Origin of the sequence: Roseibium sp. AS2 (genome assembly GCF_038900065.1) — a bacterium.
Taxonomy (GTDB): Bacteria; Pseudomonadota; Alphaproteobacteria; order Rhizobiales; family Stappiaceae; genus Roseibium.
Window position 1 is genome coordinate 672,195 of record NZ_JBBMQN010000002.1, and the last position, 19,638, is coordinate 691,832.

The 19,638-nt window shown below is 61.6% G+C and carries 16 protein-coding genes and 3 tRNA genes; 16 read left to right on the forward strand and 3 right to left on the reverse strand.

What is annotated here, in order from left to right; all coding sequences use genetic code 11:
* The first annotated feature begins 210 nt into the window (after positions 1-210).
* Positions 211-1,374, forward strand: a complete 1,164-nt coding sequence (locus WNZ15_RS08150) for an MFS transporter (protein ID WP_342892459.1) — start codon at positions 211-213, stop codon at positions 1,372-1,374.
* Between the two features lie 155 nt (positions 1,375-1,529).
* Here the strand turns inward: WNZ15_RS08150 and WNZ15_RS08155 are convergent, their stop codons facing one another.
* The 3 genes from WNZ15_RS08155 to WNZ15_RS08165 all read right to left on the reverse strand — a co-directional run bounded on the left by WNZ15_RS08155 (position 1,530) and on the right by WNZ15_RS08165 (position 3,449).
* The gene (locus tag WNZ15_RS08155; protein WP_342892460.1) at positions 1,530-2,345 is read right to left on the reverse strand and encodes an RNA methyltransferase; all 816 of its coding nucleotides are present in this window, start codon (positions 2,343-2,345) and stop codon (positions 1,530-1,532) included.
* A gap of 67 nt (positions 2,346-2,412) precedes the next feature.
* Positions 2,413-2,910, reverse strand: a complete 498-nt coding sequence (locus WNZ15_RS08160; protein ID WP_342892461.1) for a PaaI family thioesterase — start codon at positions 2,908-2,910, stop codon at positions 2,413-2,415.
* A complete protein-coding gene (locus tag WNZ15_RS08165; RefSeq protein WP_342892462.1) occupies positions 2,907-3,449 on the reverse strand; it encodes a MarR family winged helix-turn-helix transcriptional regulator in 543 nt (180 codons plus the stop codon). Before WNZ15_RS08165 ends, WNZ15_RS08160 begins: the two co-directional genes overlap by 4 nt.
* A gap of 363 nt (positions 3,450-3,812) precedes the next feature.
* Between WNZ15_RS08165 and WNZ15_RS08170 the strand changes: the two genes are divergently transcribed.
* From WNZ15_RS08170 to rpsG, 15 genes are all read left to right on the forward strand, one after another.
* Positions 3,813-3,897, forward strand: a tRNA-Tyr gene (locus WNZ15_RS08170).
* A gap of 22 nt (positions 3,898-3,919) precedes the next feature.
* Positions 3,920-3,993, forward strand: a tRNA-Gly gene (locus WNZ15_RS08175).
* A gap of 160 nt (positions 3,994-4,153) precedes the next feature.
* The gene (tuf, locus tag WNZ15_RS08180; RefSeq protein ID WP_342892463.1) at positions 4,154-5,344 is read left to right on the forward strand and encodes an elongation factor Tu; all 1,191 of its coding nucleotides are present in this window, start codon (positions 4,154-4,156) and stop codon (positions 5,342-5,344) included.
* A 106-nt stretch (positions 5,345-5,450) separates the two neighbouring features.
* Positions 5,451-5,526: transfer RNA gene (locus WNZ15_RS08185), tRNA-Trp, on the forward strand.
* A 104-nt stretch (positions 5,527-5,630) separates the two neighbouring features.
* Positions 5,631-5,828 carry a preprotein translocase subunit SecE gene (gene secE, locus WNZ15_RS08190; RefSeq protein ID WP_342892464.1) on the forward strand — a complete coding sequence of 66 codons (198 nt, stop codon included), beginning with the start codon at positions 5,631-5,633 and terminating at the stop codon, positions 5,826-5,828.
* Between the two features lie 54 nt (positions 5,829-5,882).
* On the forward strand, positions 5,883-6,413 hold the full coding sequence (nusG, locus tag WNZ15_RS08195) for a transcription termination/antitermination protein NusG (RefSeq protein ID WP_342892465.1): 531 nt from the start codon (positions 5,883-5,885) through the stop codon (positions 6,411-6,413).
* Positions 6,414-6,587: 174 nt separating this feature from the next.
* Positions 6,588-7,016, forward strand: coding sequence for a 50S ribosomal protein L11 (gene rplK, locus WNZ15_RS08200; protein ID WP_342892466.1), 429 nt, complete (start codon positions 6,588-6,590; stop codon positions 7,014-7,016).
* A gap of 4 nt (positions 7,017-7,020) precedes the next feature.
* On the forward strand, positions 7,021-7,719 hold the full coding sequence (gene rplA / locus WNZ15_RS08205; protein WP_342892467.1) for a 50S ribosomal protein L1: 699 nt from the start codon (positions 7,021-7,023) through the stop codon (positions 7,717-7,719).
* A gap of 327 nt (positions 7,720-8,046) precedes the next feature.
* The gene (gene rplJ, locus WNZ15_RS08210; RefSeq protein WP_342892468.1) at positions 8,047-8,565 is read left to right on the forward strand and encodes a 50S ribosomal protein L10; all 519 of its coding nucleotides are present in this window, start codon (positions 8,047-8,049) and stop codon (positions 8,563-8,565) included.
* Positions 8,566-8,623: 58 nt separating this feature from the next.
* On the forward strand, positions 8,624-9,001 hold the full coding sequence (rplL, locus tag WNZ15_RS08215; RefSeq protein ID WP_342892469.1) for a 50S ribosomal protein L7/L12: 378 nt from the start codon (positions 8,624-8,626) through the stop codon (positions 8,999-9,001).
* Between the two features lie 284 nt (positions 9,002-9,285).
* Positions 9,286-13,425: a DNA-directed RNA polymerase subunit beta gene (gene rpoB, locus WNZ15_RS08220; protein WP_342892470.1), complete on the forward strand. Its 4,140-nt coding sequence runs from the start codon at positions 9,286-9,288 to the stop codon at positions 13,423-13,425.
* 92 nt (positions 13,426-13,517) lie between these two features.
* Positions 13,518-17,717: a DNA-directed RNA polymerase subunit beta' gene (gene rpoC, locus WNZ15_RS08225; protein WP_342892471.1), complete on the forward strand. Its 4,200-nt coding sequence runs from the start codon at positions 13,518-13,520 to the stop codon at positions 17,715-17,717.
* Positions 17,718-17,798: 81 nt separating this feature from the next.
* On the forward strand, positions 17,799-18,092 hold the full coding sequence (locus tag WNZ15_RS08230; RefSeq protein ID WP_342892472.1) for a regulator: 294 nt from the start codon (positions 17,799-17,801) through the stop codon (positions 18,090-18,092).
* A 668-nt stretch (positions 18,093-18,760) separates the two neighbouring features.
* Positions 18,761-19,132: a 30S ribosomal protein S12 gene (gene rpsL, locus WNZ15_RS08235; RefSeq protein ID WP_006936459.1), complete on the forward strand. Its 372-nt coding sequence runs from the start codon at positions 18,761-18,763 to the stop codon at positions 19,130-19,132.
* Between the two features lie 12 nt (positions 19,133-19,144).
* Positions 19,145-19,615, forward strand: coding sequence for a 30S ribosomal protein S7 (gene rpsG / locus WNZ15_RS08240; protein ID WP_342892473.1), 471 nt, complete (start codon positions 19,145-19,147; stop codon positions 19,613-19,615).
* Positions 19,616-19,638 lie beyond the last annotated feature (23 nt).

The window sequence follows — 19,638 nt, forward strand, 5'->3', positions numbered from 1 at the left end:
CGCTGCGCCGCGCCGGTCTTGACCCCGGTCGTGTGCCACGACTTGAAACTGCCCGGCAAAGCGTGTCTGGTAGCAGCGTATTTCTCTTCGGGCGGCTGCAGGCCGTCTTCGATCCTTCGGGTTTCAGCCATCATCGCAAGACTGCATCGCAAGACTGCGCGGCAGGACGGCATGCCGGCGGTCAGCACCCGTTTTCCCGGACCAGTCCAGATGACCCAGTCGCAGCGCATTTGCCTTGTCTTTTTTCTTCAGCCGATCGCGCTTGGGGCCTGGCTGCCGCATATTCCCGGTGTTCAGACGGCGCTCGGGCTCAGCAACAGCGCGCTTGCGCTCGCGCTCGTCGGGGGGCCGGTGGGCACGTCGTCCGCGCTGCTGGTGGCCGGGTGGCTGGCGAACCGGATCGGCGCGCGGAAGATCACGCTGGTGTTCTATCCGGTCTTCCTGTGCGCGATGCTGCTGCCTTTTCTGGCAACCTCACAATGGCTGCTGATGGGGGCGCTTGTGCTGGTCGGCGGATCCCTGTCGGTGCTGGAACTGGGGCTGAACGTGCTGGCGGACGACTATGAAAAGGACACCGGCCGCAAGATCATGAGCAAGGCCCACGGCTGCTGGAGTTTCGGCCTGCTGTCCGGGACCCTGATCGGCTCGGCCGTCGCCGGCCTGCGCTTCGATCCGTTCGTGGCCGGGCTGGGGATCGCTCTTGTGGTGCAGGCCCTGGTCCTGCCGATCATCCTGGGCCTGCCGGAGCGGGTTGCCGGGGCGGGCGCGGCCGTGGCCCCGAAACGGCAGGGGGTGAGGCTGCCGCATCCGCTGCTTCTGGGCGTGTGCGTTTTCACCTTCGGCACCACGCTGGTGGAAGGCGCCGTCGCCGACTGGGCGGCGGTCTACCTGCGCGATGCGTTCGCGGCCAGCCCGGGGCTGGCCGGGCTCGGCATTTCCGTTTTCTCCCTGTGCCTGGCAACGACGCGCCTGTTCGGTGACCGTTTGCGGCAGGTGGCACCGCCGAGCCGTCTCGGGCAGGGGCTGGCGGTGGTCGCGCTGGTGGGTCTGGCCGGGATCTGGCTGGCTCCGGGCGCGCCGGCGGCTCTGGCGGCGCTCGGCATCCTGGGTGTCGGCGCGGCGCTGGCCTTTCCGCTCGGTGTGAGCGCGGCCGCGTCCGCCCCGGGAACGAGCGCGGCGTCCAATGTCGCCGTGCTCTCGCTCGTCGCGCTGCTCGGCTTTCTGGTCGGGCCGCTGATCATCGGACCGCTGGCCGATGCCTACGGCATCCGGGCCGGGCTGATGGCACTGGCGCCGATGATCGGACTGAGTCTTGTGCTGGCGCCATTTCTCACGCGCGCCGCAAACCGGCAGCAGGCCCAGTCCGCCGAGTGAGCATTCACCTGCTGCGGCATTCAGCCGGACGGCCATATGCACGGGACTGTTTCCTGGAGCGTTTTGCATTCGAACGGAAAAATCAGCATCGCTTTTTGCGTTGGAACGCCTGGTTCCAGAAAGTGAAAAGCGATTCCGATCAAGTGCGATTTGCTCTAAAGGCCCATCTTCATCCGTGCCACATAGAGTGACAGCACGGCGGCGTTGGAGACGTTGAGGGAGCGGATGGCACCGGGCATGTCAAGCCGGGCGGTCAGACCGCAAGCCTCGCGCACGCCGTGGCGCACGCCCTTGCCCTCAGAGCCGAGCACCAGCACGGTCCGGTCGGTGAAGGGCGTCTCCTCCAGGCTGGCGGCACCGTCGCTGTCGAGCGCGATGCAGCCGAAGCCCTCGTCGGTCATCTCGGCGACGAAACGCGCCATGTTCTTGACGCGCACATGCTTGATCATGTCGAGGGCGCCGGAAGCGGACTTGGCCAGCACCGAGCCTTCTTCCGGGGCATGCCGTTCGGTGGTGACGACGGCATCTGCACCGAGCGCGACGGCGGAACGCAGGATGGCGCCGACGTTGTGCGGGTCGGTGACCTGGTCGAGCGCCAGCACCAGCTTCGCGCCCGACAGGTGCTCCGGGCCATAGGCGGGCAGGGGATCTGCTTCCAGGATCATGCCCTGGTGCACGGCATCCCTGGTGACCATGCGGTCGAGCGCCTTCGGCATCGTGGGTTCGACCGGCACGTCAATGACAATGCCGCGCTCCTGAAGCCGGTTTTGCGCGTTCTCGGTCGCATGGAGCTTCAGCCGCTTGCGGTCGGGATTGGCGAAGGCGGCCTCGACCGTGTGCAGCCCGTAGAGCAGCACGGGGCCTTCCGGCGGCAGGCCGGGCCGGCGCGGGGCCGGCTTGCCGGCGAATTTCCTGTTGCCGCGATATCCGGGCTTGCCGCCCGGGCGCGACGGTTTTCTGTCGTCACTCATGGCGCAGCTCTAACCGGAATCCCGACGCAGGAAAAGAGCCTGGTGACGATGAGCCGGCGTTTGTGTGTCACGCCTGCTGCAGGATCATGCAGCTGACCGTGCCGTGGGCGATCAGCTTGCCGGCACTGTCGCGCAGGTCTCCCTCGGAGGTCGCAAGACGGTTGCCGCGATGCACGATCCGGCCCTCGCAGATGACTTCGCCGCTGTCGGCCCGCAGCGGGCGTACCATGTTCACGTTGAGGCTTGTGGTGGTGTAGAACTCGCCGGGCTGCAGAGTCGTGTGCACGGCGCAACTGAGCGCCGTGTCGATCAGGGTCGAGATCCAGCCCCCGTGGACCGTGCCGAGCGGGTTCAGGAATTCCTTCGCGGGCAGGCCAGAGAACACGGCCCGTCCCTTTTCGAATTCCTTCATTCTTATATTGGAATGCGCCATGATCGGCGGCGCGGGCAGGTCGCCGGCCATCATTCTTTCAAAGATCTCCAGACCCGTCAGGGTGGCGAAGGCGGACCGGGGCAGGGCGTCGAGCGCATGGGTCCTGCCGTTATCGGTGATGGTGTCGGTCATGAACTCGGGTCCTGACTGCTATTGAGGGGCTGAATTCGGGTTTCCGCAGGCGATGTGACGTCTGCCGGTCGTGGCGGCTTATGGTCTTCCAGAACATGAACGGCCTTGCGCAGCGCGGACATGTGGGCCCGGACTGCTTCGGCACCGTCCGGACCGAGCAATGCGCCGAGTTCGTCCTGAGCACGTTGCCAGGCCTGGTGAATCTCGATGACCTTGCGCTCACCGTCCGCTGTCAGGACCGGCAGAACCCTGCGGCCGCCATCCTGCCGCCGGGTGATGAGACCTGCCTTCTCAAGCGGTTTCAGGTTGCGGGCTAGGGTGGACCGGTCGATGCCGAGGAAACGCGCGATTTCCGCGGCGGAGCCGGCGGAGCCTTCGGCGATGGCCGCCAGAAGCTGCGCCTGCGTCAGTTCCAGCCCGAGCCCGGCCAGGTGCCGGTTGTAGTGCCGGGTGAGCAGATTCGCGGTGCGCCGCGCGGCGTGCCCGAAACAGGTTCTGCCCATATGCAGAAAGTCGATTTCATCAAGGTTAGACGTCATCTGTTGTAGGTACAACAAAGGATGGGCGCGGGCAAGGCGCAAGACCGCGGGGCACCGGTCGGGCCGGTGGAAAGTTGTCCACAGGCTGGCGGTGCGGGCATGGTTTTCAAAGGTCCGATTCACGGGAATTGGTGACATTCGAACGCATGCGCGGCACTCTTGGCAGGTGGCCGCCCGGGGCGATCCGATGCGTTCGAAGCACCTGTTTCGAGCGACCCGCTGATTTTGTGCATTTGTTTGCAAAATCAGCGTTGACAGGGCAGGTCCGCATCTGCATAACACGCGCCACGGGATTGCTCGCCCCATCCGGGCGGGCTCTTCGGTAAGCCATCCTGTTCGCTTCGGCGTGAAGCAGGACGAGATGGAGGAGTGCCCGAGTGGCTAAAGGGGACGGACTGTAAATCCGTTGGCTATGCCTACGTTGGTTCGAATCCAACCTCCTCCACCATCGTTTCTGTTTCTCTCGTTGTGCGGGTGTAGCTCAATGGTAGAGCAGCAGCCTTCCAAGCTGACGACGAGGGTTCGATTCCCTTCACCCGCTCCATCATGGGTGCTGATCGGAGTGTCCGGAACGGAAGGCTCTTTCGCCCGGGAATCCTGACAAGAAGTTCAATGGGAAGCAATTCGTCGTTCTCGGACCTGTCCTTGACGCCGGAGAGCGGCCTGTGTCGACCGAACTGAGTATTGGATAGAGAGCGACGCCGATGGCGAAAGCAAAATTTGAGCGCACGAAGCCGCACGTTAACATTGGCACGATTGGCCACGTTGACCATGGCAAGACGACGTTGACCGCAGCGATCACGATGACGCTTGCGGAAAGCGGTGGAGCCGAAGCAAAAGCCTACGACGAGATCGATGGTGCGCCTGAAGAAAAGGCGCGCGGGATCACGATCTCCACGGCGCATGTCGAGTACGAGACGGAAAACCGTCACTATGCTCACGTTGATTGCCCTGGCCACGCCGACTATGTGAAGAACATGATCACGGGCGCCGCGCAGATGGACGGCGGCATCCTTGTGGTGTCTTCCGCAGACGGCCCGATGCCGCAGACCCGCGAGCACATCCTGCTTGCCCGTCAGGTCGGCGTTCCGGCACTTGTGGTGTTCATGAACAAGGTTGACCAGGTCGACGACGAAGAGCTTCTCGAGCTCGTCGAAATGGAAATCCGCGAACTTCTGTCCTCCTACGAGTATCCTGGCGACGACATTCCGATCGTCAAGGGCTCGGCGCTGGCAGCCGTGGAAAACCGCGATCCGGCCATCGGCCGTGACGCGATCCGCGAACTGATGGCTCAGGTCGACGCCTACATCCCGACCCCGGAACGTCCGAAGGACATGCCGTTCCTGATGCCGATCGAAGACGTGTTCTCGATCTCCGGCCGCGGCACCGTCGTGACCGGCCGTGTCGAGCGCGGCATCGTCAAGGTTGGCGAGGAAGTCGAGATTGTCGGCATCAAGGACACCACGAAGACGACGGTTACCGGCGTTGAAATGTTCCGCAAGCTGCTGGACAGCGGTGAAGCGGGCGACAACATCGGCGCGCTGATCCGCGGTGTTGCCCGTGAAGACGTGGAGCGCGGCCAGGTTCTGTGCAAGCCGGGTTCTGTGACCCCGCACACGAAGTTCAAGGCCGAGGCTTACATCCTCACCAAGGAAGAAGGCGGCCGTCATACTCCGTTCTTCACCAACTACCGTCCGCAGTTCTACTTCCGTACGACGGACGTGACCGGTGTGGTGTCGCTGCCGGAAGGCACGGAAATGGTTATGCCGGGCGACAACGTCTCCGTCGACGTTGAACTGATCGTTCCGATCGCCATGGAAGAAGGCCTGCGTTTCGCGATCCGCGAAGGCGGCCGTACCGTCGGCGCCGGCGTCGTCGCATCGATCATCGAGTAAGATGAACGGGCCGCCGGACTTGTGTCCGGCGGCCGCGCCTCTTAAGTGTTGCGGTGAGCAGCGTTGAGAGGTATCAGGAGCGTGTTCGTGAAAGCGGACGCCTTGAAGGGGTATAGCTCAGCTGGTAGAGCGACGGTCTCCAAAACCGTAGGTCGCGGGTTCGAACCCTGCTGCCCCTGCCATTTTGCTCTTGATTAGTTTGCCTCGAGGGCTTAAACAGTTTCCTTGAGCAAGGCGCGCGAATGATTTTCGCGCGCCCGCTCGCATTTAGAAGACCGGAATCGGAATGGCAAAGACCAATCCCTTTAAATTCATCCAGGAAGTGCGGGCGGAGACGTCCAAGGTGACTTGGCCGACGCGGCGCGAGACCGCGGTGACCACCGTCATGGTGTTCATCATGGTCCTGATCGCCTCGATCTTCTTTCTCGTGGCGGACCAGTTGATGGGCCTCGGGATCGGTTACCTGCTGGGTGTCGGCGGCTAGGCAGTTGCAGCCGACCGGTTAGAAGACAAAGAACAAGAAGCGGAACTGAAATCCATGGCTCAGCGCTGGTACATTGTGCACGCCTACTCCAATTTCGAGAAAAAGGTCGCCGATTCCATCCGCGAAAAGGCCGAACAGCAAGGCTTGTCCGATCTGTTTGAAGAGATTCTCGTTCCGATGGAGAAGGTCGTTGAAGTGCGCCGTGGCCGCAAGGTCGACGCCGAGCGCAAGTTCTTCCCGGGCTACGTGCTGGTGAAGATGGACATGACCAACGAGGCTTTCCACCTGATCAAGGACACCCCGAAAGTGACCGGGTTCCTGGGCGCGGACCAGAAGCCGATGCCGATCCCGGAAAAGGAAGCCTTGCGCATCATCAACCAGGTGCAGGAAGGCGTGGACCGGCCGAAGCCGTCCGTCACCTTCGAAATCGGCGAGCAGGTGCGTGTGTCCGACGGGCCGTTCGCCTCCTTCTCCGGTCTGGTCGAGGAAGTCGACGACGAGCGCGCGCGTCTCAAGGTGGCCGTGTCCATCTTCGGTCGTGCGACGCCGGTGGAACTGGAATTCGGTCAGGTCGACAAGCTCTGACTGTTGTCCGCCCGCAAGGGCGGATTCGAGTGCCCGGCGCCGGTCTGAAGAGGCAGGTGCCGCGGTGAATTGGGTGGAAGGTTCTGGGGCTCATCGCCGGGTCCCGTCAAGGGCCGTACCACCACCTCCCAGGCAGCCGGTTTGCCGACCGGTTGTAAATGACAGGAGAGACACATGGCGAAGAAAATCACTGGTTTCCTGAAGCTTCAGGTACCGGCAGCTTCCGCGACACCGTCGCCGCCCATCGGGCCGGCGCTCGGTCAGCGTGGTCTGAACATCATGGAATTCTGCAAGGCGTTCAACGCCCAGACCCAGGATGTCGAAAAGGGTGCTCCGTGCCCGACCGTGATCACCTATTACTCGGACAAGTCCTTCACTTTCGAAGTGAAGACCGCTCCGGTCAGCTTCTTTTTGAAGAAGGCCGCCAAGGTTCAGAAGGGCGCACAGACCCCTGGCCGCGGCACCGCCGGTTCCGTGACCCGCGAACAGGTCAAGGAAATCGCCGAGTCCAAGATGAAGGACCTGAATGCCAACGACATCGAAGCCGCGATGCTGATGGTTGAAGGTTCCGCCCGCTCCATGGGCCTTGAGGTTAAGGGGTAAGATCATGGCGAAGGTTGGAAAACGTCTCAAGTCCGCTCGTGAGGGCATCGACAGCAACAAGCTGTACTCGCTCGGCGAAGCCATCAGCTTCGTGAAAGAGCGCTCCAAGACCAAATTCGACGAGACCGTCGAACTTGCGATCAATCTGGGTGTTGACCCGCGTCACGCCGACCAGATGGTCCGTGGCGTGTGCGTGTTGCCGAACGGCACAGGCAAGAATGTCCGTGTCGCCGTGTTCGCCCGTGGCGACAAGGCCGACGAGGCCAAGGCGGCCGGTGCCGACATCGTCGGCGCGGAAGAACTTGTCCAGGAAGTGCAGGGCGGCAAGATCGACTTTGACCGCTGCATCGCCACTCCGGACATGATGCCGCTGGTCGGCCGTCTCGGCAAGGTGCTTGGCCCGCGCGGCCTGATGCCGAACCCGAAGGTCGGAACGGTGACCCCGGACGTGACCGCAGCCGTCAACGACGCCAAGGGCGGTGCCGTCCAATTCCGCGTCGAAAAGGCCGGTATCGTTCATGCCGGCGTCGGCAAGGTGTCCTTCTCCGAAGAAGCCATCGCGGAGAACGTCAAGGCGCTCCTGGATGCCGTCCAGAAGGCCAAGCCGTCCGGCTCGAAAGGCTCCTATCTGAAGCGCATCGCCGTGTCCTCGACGATGGGCCCGGGTGTGAAGATCGATCTCGCCAGCGTTGCCGGCGAGTAATCCGGCCAGGCCGGATTGACTTGAAGAGATTCCGGCCGCAAGGCCGGAAAGATCCGGCGGTTCGCCGCCGGGTTGCCCTGTCCGAGACTGCAGGTGCCGGGAAACCGGCTTAAGCCATCAAGGCCTGCATAGATGGGTGAGAACCGGTTTCTCCGCCGATCCGGCGGACCACCTGGTTCGAACCAGACCTTGCCGCGCACCGAACAGGTGTGAAGGCGAGGGGACAGGACCCTGAGCGTCGCCTGACCGGCGGTTCCGGGTTCGGAACCACCCTTCGGGCGGCAAAGGTAAACCGGCGGCGGCAACGCCGCCAAATGGAGAAGGCAAGTGGAAAGAGCGGAAAAGCACGAGTTCGTGACGGCTCTCAACGCCGAGCTGGGTAGCTCCGGTGTTGTTGTTGTTGCGCACTATGCAGGTCTTTCGGTTTCTCAGATGACCGCCTTGCGGGCGTCTGTACGTGAAGCCGGCGGCACTGTGAAAGTCGCGAAAAACCGCCTTGTGAAACTCGCCCTTCAAGGCACCGACCTTGAGCACATCTCCGACCTGTTTCAGGGCCCGACCGTCATCGTCCACTCCGACGATCCGGTAGCCGCTCCGAAAGCAGCCGTCGATTTCGCCAAGGCAAACGAGAAGTTTGCAATCCTTGGCGGTGCTCTTGGCTCGACCAACCTGAACCCGGACGGGGTCAAGACCCTGGCAACCATGCCGTCGCTCGATGAGCTGCGCGCGAAACTGGTTGGCATGATCCAGACCCCGGCATCCCGTATCGCTCAGGTTGTCAACGCACCGGCCGGGCAGCTCGCCCGCGTCTTCAATGCGTATGCCGCGAAGGACGAGGCCGCATAAGGCGACCAAACACTGTCTCACGAAACCAACACTGGTTCGAACTTAAGGTACTAAGAAAATGGCTGATCTTGAAAAGCTCGTAGAAGAACTGTCCGCCCTCACCGTCATGGAAGCTGCTGAACTTTCCAAGCTTCTTGAAGAAAAGTGGGGCGTATCCGCTGCTGCTCCGGTCGCAGTTGCCGCTGCTGCCGGTGGTGCCGGCGAAGCTGCCGCTGCTGAAGAGAAAACCGAATTTGACGTCGTTCTGACCGCCGCCGGCGACAAGAAGATCAACGTCATCAAGGAAGTCCGCGCCATCACCGGCCTGGGCCTGAAGGAAGCCAAGGAACTCGTCGAGTCCGCTCCGAAGGCCGTCAAGGAAGCTGTCAGCAAGGACGAAGCTGAAGAGCTGAAGAAGAAGCTTGAAGAAGCTGGTGCTTCCGTAGAGCTGAAATAATAGGGCCTTTGGCCTTATGAACGGTCCCGGCTCGCCGGGACCGTTGATTGCCCCGGCGGGTCTGACCCGTTTCCGGGGCGAACGTACCACTAGGGCATGCCGAAACTGCCGATGGCACGGTATGTCCTGGACCCCACAGACCGATCAACGCGTCTGCTTTCTGGTGAGGTCACTTTGAAGCAGGTTGATCCGAGGGGGACGGTTTTCCGAAGCGCCCGGGCCCAGGCCCGATTGAAAAAGGGGCGTTTCGGGAAGCCGTTACCCGGCCGATACGAGGAGCGACAATGACCCAAACGTTCAACGGTCGCAAAAAGGTCCGTAAATATTTCGGATCGATCCGCGATGTCGCGGCTATGCCCAATCTCATCGAGGTTCAGAAAGCATCCTACGACCAGTTTCTTCAGGTCGACGAGATGCCGGGCGGTGGCCGCAAGGTTGAAGGCCTGGAAGCCGTCTTCCAGTCCGTATTTCCGATCTCCGATTTTGCCGGCACATCACTGCTGGAATTTGTTTCCTTCGAATTTGAAGCTCCGAAGTACGACGTCGACGAGTGCCGCCAGCGCGACATGACGTTCGCCGCGCCGCTGAAGGTCACTCTGCGCCTGATCGTTTTCGATGTCGACGAGGACACCGGTGCGAAGTCCGTCAAGGACATCAAGGAACAGGACGTCTACATGGGCGACATGCCCTTCATGACGGACAACGGCACGTTCATCGTCAACGGCACCGAACGCGTGATCGTCTCCCAGATGCACCGGTCTCCGGGCGTCTTTTTCGATCATGACAAGGGCAAGACCCATTCCTCCGGAAAACTGCTGTTCGCAGCCCGCGTGATCCCGTATCGCGGTTCCTGGCTCGATATCGAGTTCGACGCCAAGGACATCGTGCATGCGCGTATCGACCGCCGTCGCAAAATCCCGGTGACATCTCTGCTGATGGCGCTCGGTCTGGACGGTGAGGAAATCCTCAACACCTTCTACGAGCGGATCGACTACACCCGCCAGAAGGACGGGTCCTGGCGCATGCCGTTCGACGGCAACCGCCTCAAGGGCACCAAGGCCTCATTTGACCTGATCGACGCGGACAGCGGCGACGTTGTCATCGAGGGCGGGCGCAAGATTACCGCGCGCACCATCCGTCAGCTCGAGGAAAAGGGCGTCACCGCGCTGAAAGTGACCGACGAGGACCTGCACGCCCAGTATCTGGCCGAAGACCTTGTCGATGCCACGAGCGGTGAAATCTACTGCGAAGCCGGAGACGAGATCACTGGCAAGCTGCTGGAAGAGCTGGTTGAGCGCGGGTATCACGATCTGCCGATCCTCGATATCGATCACGTCAACACCGGTCCCTACATCCGCAACACGCTGGCCGTCGACAAGAACGAGTCCCGCGAAGATGCGCTGTTCGACATCTACCGCGTGATGCGTCCGGGCGAGCCGCCCACCATCGACACCGCCGAAGCGATGTTCCAGTCGCTGTTCTTCGACGGAGAGCGCTACGACCTGTCCGCTGTCGGCCGGGTCAAGATGAACATGCGTCTCGACGTGGAGTGCGAGGACACCGTCCGGACCCTGCGCAAGGAAGACATCCTGGAAGTCATCCGGGTGCTTCTGCAACTGCGTGACGGCAAGGGCGAAATCGACGACATCGACAATCTCGGCAACCGCCGTGTCCGGTCGGTCGGCGAGTTGATGGAAAACCAGTACCGCGTCGGCCTGCTGCGCATGGAACGGGCGATCAAGGAGCGGATGAGCTCCGTCGAGATCGATACCGTGATGCCGCAGGATCTGATCAACGCGAAACCGGCCGCGGCCGCGGTTCGTGAATTCTTCGGCTCCTCGCAGCTGTCGCAGTTCATGGATCAGACCAACCCGCTGTCGGAAGTCACGCACAAACGCCGCCTGTCGGCGCTTGGCCCGGGTGGTCTTACCCGTGAACGTGCAGGCTTCGAGGTCCGCGACGTTCACCCGACCCATTACGGCCGCATCTGCCCGATCGAAACGCCGGAAGGCCCGAACATCGGTCTGATCAACTCCCTGGCGACCTTCGCGCGTGTCAACAAGTACGGCTTCATCGAAAGCCCGTACCGCAAGGTGAAGGACGGCACCGTTTCCAGCGACGTCGTCTATCTCTCCGCCATGGAAGAAGCCAAGCACTATGTGGCGCAGTCCAACGCGGTCTACAACGAAGAGGGTCACTTCACCGAGGAGCTGATCACCTGCCGTCACGCCGGTGAAAACATGATGGTGCCGTCCGACAAGGTCGACCTCATGGATGTGTCGCCGAAGCAGCTTGTCTCGGTCGCCGCGGCGCTCATTCCGTTCCTGGAAAACGATGACGCCAACCGCGCGCTGATGGGTTCGAACATGCAGCGTCAGGCGGTCCCGCTGGTTCGCGCCGAGGCACCGTTTGTCGGCACCGGCATGGAGCCGATCGTGGCCCGCGACTCCGGCGCCGCCATTGGTGCCCGCCGCGCCGGTATCGTCGATCAGGTCGATGCGACCCGTATCGTGATCCGGGCAACGGAAGACCTCGATCCGGGCAAGTCCGGCGTCGATATCTACCGCCTGCAGAAGTTCCAGCGATCCAACCAGAACACCTGCATCAACCAGCGTCCGCTGGTGCGTGTCGGTGACCGGGTTCACAAGACCGACATCATCGCGGATGGTCCCTCGACAGATCTCGGCGATCTGGCGCTCGGCCGGAACGTGCTCGTCGCGTTCATGCCCTGGAACGGCTACAACTTCGAGGATTCCATCCTCTTGTCCGAGCGCATCGTCTCCGACGATGTCTTCACCTCCATTCACCTCGAGGAATTCGAAGTGATGGCACGTGATACCAAGCTTGGTCCGGAGGAAATCACCCGCGACATTCCGAACGTCTCGGAAGAAGCGCTGAAGAACCTCGATGAAGCCGGCATTGTCTATATCGGTGCCGAGCTGAACCCGGGCGACATCCTGGTCGGCAAGATCACGCCGAAGGGCGAAAGCCCGATGACGCCGGAAGAAAAGCTTCTGCGCGCCATCTTCGGCGAGAAGGCGTCCGACGTCCGTGATACTTCCCTGCGCCTGCCGCCGGGTGTCGCGGGCACCGTTGTCGAAGTGCGCGTCTTCAACCGCCACGGCGTTGAAAAGGACGAGCGCGCGATGGCGATCGAGCGCGAGGAAATCGAACGTCTGGCAAAGGACCGGGACGACGAACAGGCGATCCTTGACCGCAACGTCTATGGCCGTCTGGCCGAGATGCTGATGGACAAGACCGCTGTTGCCGGCCCGAAGGGCTTCAAGAAGGACGCAGTCCTGACCGGAGATATCCTGAACGACTTCCCGCGGTCGCAGTGGTGGCAGTTCGCCAGCGACGACGAGAAGTTCATGTCTGAAATCGAGGCTCTGCGCGGTCAGTACGACGACAGCCGCAAGCGTCTCGAGCAGCGGTTCATCGACAAGGTCGAGAAGCTGCAGCGCGGTGACGAACTGCCGCCTGGTGTCATGAAGATGGTCAAGGTCTTCGTCGCGGTGAAGCGCAAGCTGCAGCCGGGCGACAAGATGGCCGGCCGTCACGGCAACAAGGGCGTGGTGTCCAAGATCAACCCGTGCGAGGACATGCCGTTCCTGGCGGACGGCACCCATGTCGATATCGTGCTCAACCCGCTCGGCGTGCCGTCGCGCATGAACGTCGGCCAGATCCTGGAGACACATCTGGGCTGGGCCTGCCGGGGCATGGGCAACCGGATCGGCGAACTCTACGACGAGTACCGCAAGTCCGGTGAAATCGGAGAGCTGCGCGGCAAGATCGTCGAGATCTACGGCGACAATCTCAAGGGCGACCCTGTCCAGGAGTTTGACGACGAAGGCATTGAACGTCTTGCGGATCAGTTGAAGAAGGGCGTTTCGATCGCGACGCCGGTCTTTGACGGTGCCCGTGAGCCGGACGTTGTCGAGGCGCTCAATGTCGCCGGCTACGATCCGAGCGGACAGTCCGTTCTGTATGACGGACGGACCGGCGAGGAATTCGACCGCAAGGTGACCGTGGGCTATATCTACATGCTCAAGCTTCACCACCTGGTCGATGACAAGATCCATGCCCGTTCGATCGGCCCGTACTCGCTTGTTACCCAGCAGCCGCTGGGCGGCAAGGCACAGTTCGGTGGCCAGCGCTTCGGCGAAATGGAGGTCTGGGCGCTCGAAGCTTACGGTGCGGCCTACACGCTGCAGGAAATGCTCACCGTCAAGTCGGATGACGTGGCTGGCCGGACCAAGGTCTATGAGGCCATTGTCCGCGGCGACGACACGTTCGAGGCGGGCATTCCGGAAAGCTTCAACGTGCTTGTGAAGGAAATGCGGTCCCTGGGTCTGAACGTTGAACTGCAACGGACCGATGTACCCGCGATTGGCGAGGAAGACACTGCGGACGCCGCAGAGTAACCCCCGCCAACGGACCACAAATGACTTGGTATGCCGGTCGCGGGGAGGGGCAACAACGCCCGCTCCCCGGCCGCGCATCGAAGGAGATGATCATGAATCATGAGGTCATGAACCTGTTCAATCAGCAGGCTCCCGCACAGACCTTCGACAATATCCGGATCTCGCTGGCGAGCCCGGAAAAGATCCTGTCCTGGTCGTTCGGCGAAATCAAAAAGCCGGAGACCATCAACTACCGCACGTTCAAGCCGGAACGCGACGGCCTGTTCTGCGCACGCATCTTCGGCCCGATCAAGGACTACGAATGTCTTTGCGGCAAGTACAAGCGCATGAAGTACAAGGGCGTCATCTGCGAAAAGTGTGGCGTTGAAGTCACCCTGTCGCGGGTCCGCCGTGAACGCATGGGCCATATCGAACTGGCGGCTCCGGTCGCGCATATCTGGTTCCTGAAGTCCCTGCCGAGCCGCATCGGGTTGCTGCTCGACATGACGCTGAAGGATCTGGAACGCGTTCTTTATTTCGAGAACTACGTGGTGCTCGAGCCGGGCCTGACCCCGCTCAAGCAGCATCAGTTGCTCTCGGAAGAAGATTTCGTCGCCGCCCAGGACGAATACGGTGAGGATGCCTTCACCGCGATGATCGGCGCAGAGGCGATCCGCGAGATCCTGATGAGCATGGATCTGGAGCGCGAAAGCGAAAAGCTGCGTCAGGAAATCGCCGAGGCGACAACCGAACTGAAGCCGAAGAAGCTGGCCAAGCGTCTCAAGGTCATCGAAGCATTCATGGAGTCGGGCAACCGGCCCGAATGGATGATCATGACCGTGGTTCCGGTTATACCGCCGGATCTGCGCCCGCTCGTGCCCCTGGATGGTGGCCGGTTCGCGACGTCGGATCTGAACGATCTGTACCGCCGCGTGATCAACCGGAACAACCGTCTGCGCCGCCTGATGGAACTGCGTGCTCCGGACATCATCATCCGGAACGAAAAGCGCATGCTGCAGGAGTCCGTTGACGCCCTGTTCGACAACGGCCGCCGCGGCCGGGTCATCACCGGTGCCAACAAGCGTCCGCTGAAGTCCCTGTCCGACATGCTCAAGGGCAAGCAGGGCCGCTTCCGGCAGAACCTGCTCGGCAAGCGCGTCGACTATTCCGGCCGTTCGGTGATCACCGTGGGTCCGGAACTGAAGCTGCATCAGTGCGGCTTGCCGAAGAAGATGGCGCTTGAACTGTTCAAGCCGTTCATCTATTCGCGCCTCGACGCCAAGGGCTTTTCCTCGACGGTCAAGCAGGCCAAGAAACTGGTCGAGAAGGAGCGTCCGGAAGTCTGGGACATCCTCGACGAGGTCATCCGCGAGCATCCGGTTCTCCTGAACCGCGCTCCGACCCTGCACCGTCTCGGCATTCAGGCCTTCGAGCCGACGCTGATCGAGGGCAAGGCCATCCAGTTGCATCCGCTCGTCTGTTCGGCCTTCAACGCCGACTTCGACGGTGACCAGATGGCTGTTCACGTGCCGCTTTCGCTGGAAGCCCAGCTGGAAGCACGCACGCTGATGATGTCGACCAACAACATCCTGCACCCGGCAAACGGTGGCCCGATCATCGTGCCTTCGCAGGATATTGTTCTGGGTCTCTACTACCTCTCCATCATGGCGGAGAAGGAGCCGGGTGAAGGCATGGCCTTCGGCGACATCGGCGAGATCCATCATGCGCTGGCCAACAAGGTCATCACGCTGCATTCCAAGATCAAGGGACGGTTCAAGTCCATTGATGCGGACGGCAATCCGACCTCGGAGATCTTCGAGACGACCCCGGGCCGGATGCTGATCGCGGAACTGCTGCCGAAGCATTTCGAGGTGCCTTTCGACGCCTGCAACAAGCTGATGACCAAGAAAGACATCTCCAAGATGATCGACACGGTCTATCGGGCCTGCGGTCAGAAGGAGACGGTCATCTTCTGTGACCGGATCATGCAGCTTGGCTTCAAGAATGCCTGTAACGCCGGCATTTCCTTCGGCATGGACGACATGGTCATCCCGGACACCAAGCAGAACCTGGTGGCGGAAACATCCGCGCTGGCGACCGAATACGAGCAGCAGTACAATGACGGCCTGATCACCCAGGGCGAGAAGTACAACAAGGTCGTCGACGCCTGGGCGAAATGCACCGACAAGATTGCCGACGAGATGATGGCCCGCATCAAGGCGGTCCAGATCAATGAGGAGACTGGGCGTCAGAAACCGATGAACTCGGTCTACATGATGTCTCACTCCGGTGCCCGTGGTTCGCCCCAGCAGATGAAACAGCTGGCCGGCATGCGTGGCCTGATGGCCAAGCCGGACGGATCGATCATCGAGAACCCGATCATCTCGAACTTCAAGGAAGGCCTGTCGGTTCTGGAGTACTTCAACTCCACCCACGGTGCCCGTAAGGGTCTGGCCGATACCGCCCTGAAGACGGCGAACTCAGGTTACCTGACCCGCCGTCTGGTGGATGTCGCGCAGGATTCGATCATCCTGGAGCCGGACTGCGGTTCGACACGCGGCATTACCGTCGCACCGATCGTCGATGCCGGTAACGTCATCGCCTCCCTGGGCATGCGCGTTCTCGGTCGTACGACTGCTGAGGATGTCTTCAACAACCAGACCGGCGAGCTCATCGTTGCCAGAGGCACGCTGATCGACGAGAAGGACGTTGAAGTCATCGAGGCAGCCAAGGTTCAGCAGATCAAGATCCGTTCGGTTCTGACCTGTGAGACGGAAACCGGCGTGTGCGGGACCTGCTACGGTCGTGACCTTGCCCGCGGGACACCGGTCAACCTTGGTGAGGCCGTTGGCGTCATTGCCGCGCAGTCCATCGGTGAGCCCGGCACCCAGCTGACGATGCGGACGTTCCACATCGGCGGTACGGCGCAGGTCGTCGACAGCTCGTTCATCGAGTCCAATGTCGACGGAACCATCAAGATCCGCAACCGGTCGGTTCAGCGGGACTCTGACGGAAACCTGATTGCCATGGTCCGCAACATGTCCATCGTTGTCATCGACAGCGACGACAACGAGCGTGCCGTGCACCGGGTTGCCTATGGTTCCAGGCTGCATGTCGACGAGGGCGATGCGGTCAAGCGCGGCCAGCGGATTGCCGAGTGGGATCCGTACACACGGCCGATGCTCGCGGAAGTCGACGGTGTCGTGGACTTCGAGGACCTGGTCGACGGTGCTTCCATGCAGGAAACCGCCGACGAGGCGACCGGCATCACCAAACGTATCGTCATCGACTGGCGGTCCACACCGCGCGGCGCCGATCTGAAACCTGCCATTGTCGTCAAGGACGACAAGGGTGCGATTCAGAAAAACCAGCGTGGCTCGGACGCCCGGCTGATGCTGTCGGTCGACGCGGTTCTGTCCGTGCAGCCCGGCTCCGTGGTCAAGGCCGGTGACGTTCTGGCGCGTATTCCCCTGGAAAGCGCCAAGACGAAGGACATCACCGGTGGTCTGCCGCGTGTTGCGGAACTGTTCGAGGCCCGCCGTCCCAAGGATCATGCGATCATCGCCGAAATCGATGGCACGATCCGGTTCGGCCGGGATTACAAGAACAAGCGCCGCGTCATCATCGAGCCGTCCGAGGAGGGTGCCGAGCCCGTCGAATACCTCATCCCGAAAGGCAAGCACTTCCATCTTCAGGAAGGCGATGCCATCGAGAAGGGGGAGTATATCCTCGACGGCAACCCGGCACCGCATGACATTCTGGCCGTGAAGGGCGTGGAAGCGCTCGCCGCCTATCTCGTCAACGAGATCCAGGAAGTCTACCGTCTGCAGGGCGTGACCATCAACGACAAGCACATCGAGGTGATTGTCCGGCAGATGCTGCAGAAGATCGAGATCACCGATCCTGGCGAAACCGAGTTCTTCTCGGGTGAGCAGGTCGACAAGCTCGACTTTGAAGAGGCCAACCGCAAGGCGGTCGACAATGCGCGCGACCCGGCCAAGGGCAGCCCGGTCCTGCTCGGGATCACCAAGGCGTCCCTGCAGACCCGGTCGTTCTTCTCCGCCGCCTCCTTCCAGGAGACGACACGCGTCCTGACCGATGCGGCTGTCAACGGCAAGACCGACCCGCTGGTCGGCCTCAAGGAGAATGTCATCGTCGGACGTCTGATCCCTGCCGGTACCGGCGGGGTGATGAAGCGGATCCGTAAGATCGCGTCTCACCGCGACGACCTGATCCAGGAAGCACAACGTCAGCAGTCTTCGGACAGCGCCGCGGAAGGGCTTCTGGAGGACATGAGCGGAGCGGCCGAGTAACCGGTGCTCCGACAAACGATCGAAAAAGGCCGCCTCCGGGCGGCCTTTCTTTTAGAATGGTCGCAACAGGAGGCCGGAAACATGAATGACAATGAACTCGAACTGGATCCGGTGGTCTACATCGTCATCGGCCGGGTCTGGGAAAACGAAGAGGCCTCGCCCGAGGACGCGATCACCGTTCATGCGCTGCTGAAGGCACCGGATGAAGACGATGCGGTCCGCAAGACCCTGGAGTCGCTTTCCTCGCAAGGGTTTGCCGAAGCGGAGCTGGAACAGATCGGCGTGATGGACGGGGAACCGGACGATCCGGTGTATGAAAGCGCCTACCAGGATGCGCTGTCCGGCAATGTGGCCATCGTCACGATTTCCGACTGAGTCCGGACGACCGCCGGCACCAAGCCGGTGCCGGGAGGGGCTCAACCGGACCCGGCGGGGAAGGGGGCTTTCGTACCGGTCCCTCGTCGCGGCGGAGCCGGGGGAGCGATGGAGGCTAGCGGAATCAGTTGCGCACAGGGGCAGTCGGACGATTCTGGTGCGCCGTTGGAAGCCCGGGCGCCCCGTTTTGACTCACCCTCTTAACATCCGATTCAGTTTCGGACGGGACGGTGATGACGGGCGTGAAACAAAATTACAAAAAGCCCGTCACAAACACGCACAGACGCATCATATGTTGCCGGAAACATTGCGGAAAATGAGGGCGACCTGGCCTGATGCGCAGAAGCGCGGTTTTTTCGACAAAGCACTTGACGCAATGGGTGCATATGAGTAGTTTCCGCGCATCCCAAGGGCAGGCGGTAAGAGTGAACCCGTCCAGCGCTGACCAAGGCGCAGGACCCAATCCTCTTAAACGCTGCCGGGTTACATAGGCGAATACGCGTCGATTGCATGACTGCGGGGCAACTCGTGGTCCTCTGGTTTTTCGCAGCGCCGGCCGCTCTTTCGAGAGCGCGCGGGCGCGATTTTGCATGTCTTGTCGGGCAGCAAGGTCAGCGGGGACTGCAGTTGCATACGAATTTTTGGATGGACAAGGTAAAGGGCAAAGAATGCCGACCATCAACCAGTTGATCCGCAAGCCGCGGAAAGATCCGCCGAAGCGGAACAAGGTGCCGGCCATGGAGGCCTGCCCTCAGAAGCGTGGTGTTTGCACCCGCGTCTACACGACGACTCCGAAGAAGCCGAACTCGGCTCTGCGTAAGGTGGCCAAGATCCGCCTGACCAACGGCTTCGAAGTCATCGGCTACATCCCGGGTGAAGGTCACAACCTTCAGGAACACTCGGTGGTGATGATCCGTGGCGGCCGCGTCAAGGATTTGCCGGGTGTGCGCTACCACATCATCCGTGGTGTGCTCGATACCCAGGGCGTCAAGGATCGTAAGCAGCGTCGTTCGAAATACGGCGCCAAGCGGCCGAAGTAAGGAGCACACAAGATGTCCCGTCGTCACCGCGCTGAAAAACGCGAAATCAACCCGGATCCGAAATTCGGGGACACTGTCGTCACCAAGTTCATGAACTCGATCATGTACGACGGCAAGAAGTCCGCAGCCGAGCGCATCGTCTACGGTGCCTTCGACGTTGTCGAGAACAAGGCTCGCGAGAACCCGATCGAGGTGTTCCATGCGGCTCTTGAGAACGTAATGCCGCAGGTGGAAGTTCGCTCCCGCCGCGTCGGCGGTGCGACCTACCAGGTTCCTGTCGAGGTTCGTGTCGAGCGTCGTCAGGCACTTGCGATCCGCTGGCTGATCACGGCCGCGCGCAATCGCAACGAGACCACGATGGTCGATCGCCTGTCCGGCGAACTGCTCGATGCGGCAAACGGCCGTGGTACCGCAGTCAAGAAGCGCGAAGACACGCACCGGATGGCAGACGCCAACCGCGCGTTCTCGCACTATCGCTGGTAATTTGTGACTTCGAAGGGCTGACG

Coding starts and splice junctions, on each gene's coding strand:
- rplL (WP_342892469.1), top strand. CDS start 8,624: ATGGCTGATCTTGAAAAGCTCGTAGAAGAACTGTCCGCCCTCACCGTC.
- rpsL (WP_006936459.1), top strand. CDS start 18,761: ATGCCGACCATCAACCAGTTGATCCGCAAGCCGCGGAAAGATCCGCCG.
- nusG (WP_342892465.1), top strand. CDS start 5,883: ATGGCTCAGCGCTGGTACATTGTGCACGCCTACTCCAATTTCGAGAAA.
- secE (WP_342892464.1), top strand. CDS start 5,631: ATGGCAAAGACCAATCCCTTTAAATTCATCCAGGAAGTGCGGGCGGAG.
- WNZ15_RS08160 (WP_342892461.1), bottom strand. CDS start 2,910: ATGACCGACACCATCACCGATAACGGCAGGACCCATGCGCTCGACGCC.
- rpsG (WP_342892473.1), top strand. CDS start 19,145: ATGTCCCGTCGTCACCGCGCTGAAAAACGCGAAATCAACCCGGATCCG.
- WNZ15_RS08155 (WP_342892460.1), bottom strand. CDS start 2,345: ATGAGTGACGACAGAAAACCGTCGCGCCCGGGCGGCAAGCCCGGATAT.
- rpoC (WP_342892471.1), top strand. CDS start 13,518: ATGAATCATGAGGTCATGAACCTGTTCAATCAGCAGGCTCCCGCACAG.
- tuf (WP_342892463.1), top strand. CDS start 4,154: ATGGCGAAAGCAAAATTTGAGCGCACGAAGCCGCACGTTAACATTGGC.
- WNZ15_RS08165 (WP_342892462.1), bottom strand. CDS start 3,449: ATGACGTCTAACCTTGATGAAATCGACTTTCTGCATATGGGCAGAACC.
- rplK (WP_342892466.1), top strand. CDS start 6,588: ATGGCGAAGAAAATCACTGGTTTCCTGAAGCTTCAGGTACCGGCAGCT.
- WNZ15_RS08150 (WP_342892459.1), top strand. CDS start 211: ATGACCCAGTCGCAGCGCATTTGCCTTGTCTTTTTTCTTCAGCCGATC.
- rpoB (WP_342892470.1), top strand. CDS start 9,286: ATGACCCAAACGTTCAACGGTCGCAAAAAGGTCCGTAAATATTTCGGA.
- WNZ15_RS08230 (WP_342892472.1), top strand. CDS start 17,799: ATGAATGACAATGAACTCGAACTGGATCCGGTGGTCTACATCGTCATC.
- rplA (WP_342892467.1), top strand. CDS start 7,021: ATGGCGAAGGTTGGAAAACGTCTCAAGTCCGCTCGTGAGGGCATCGAC.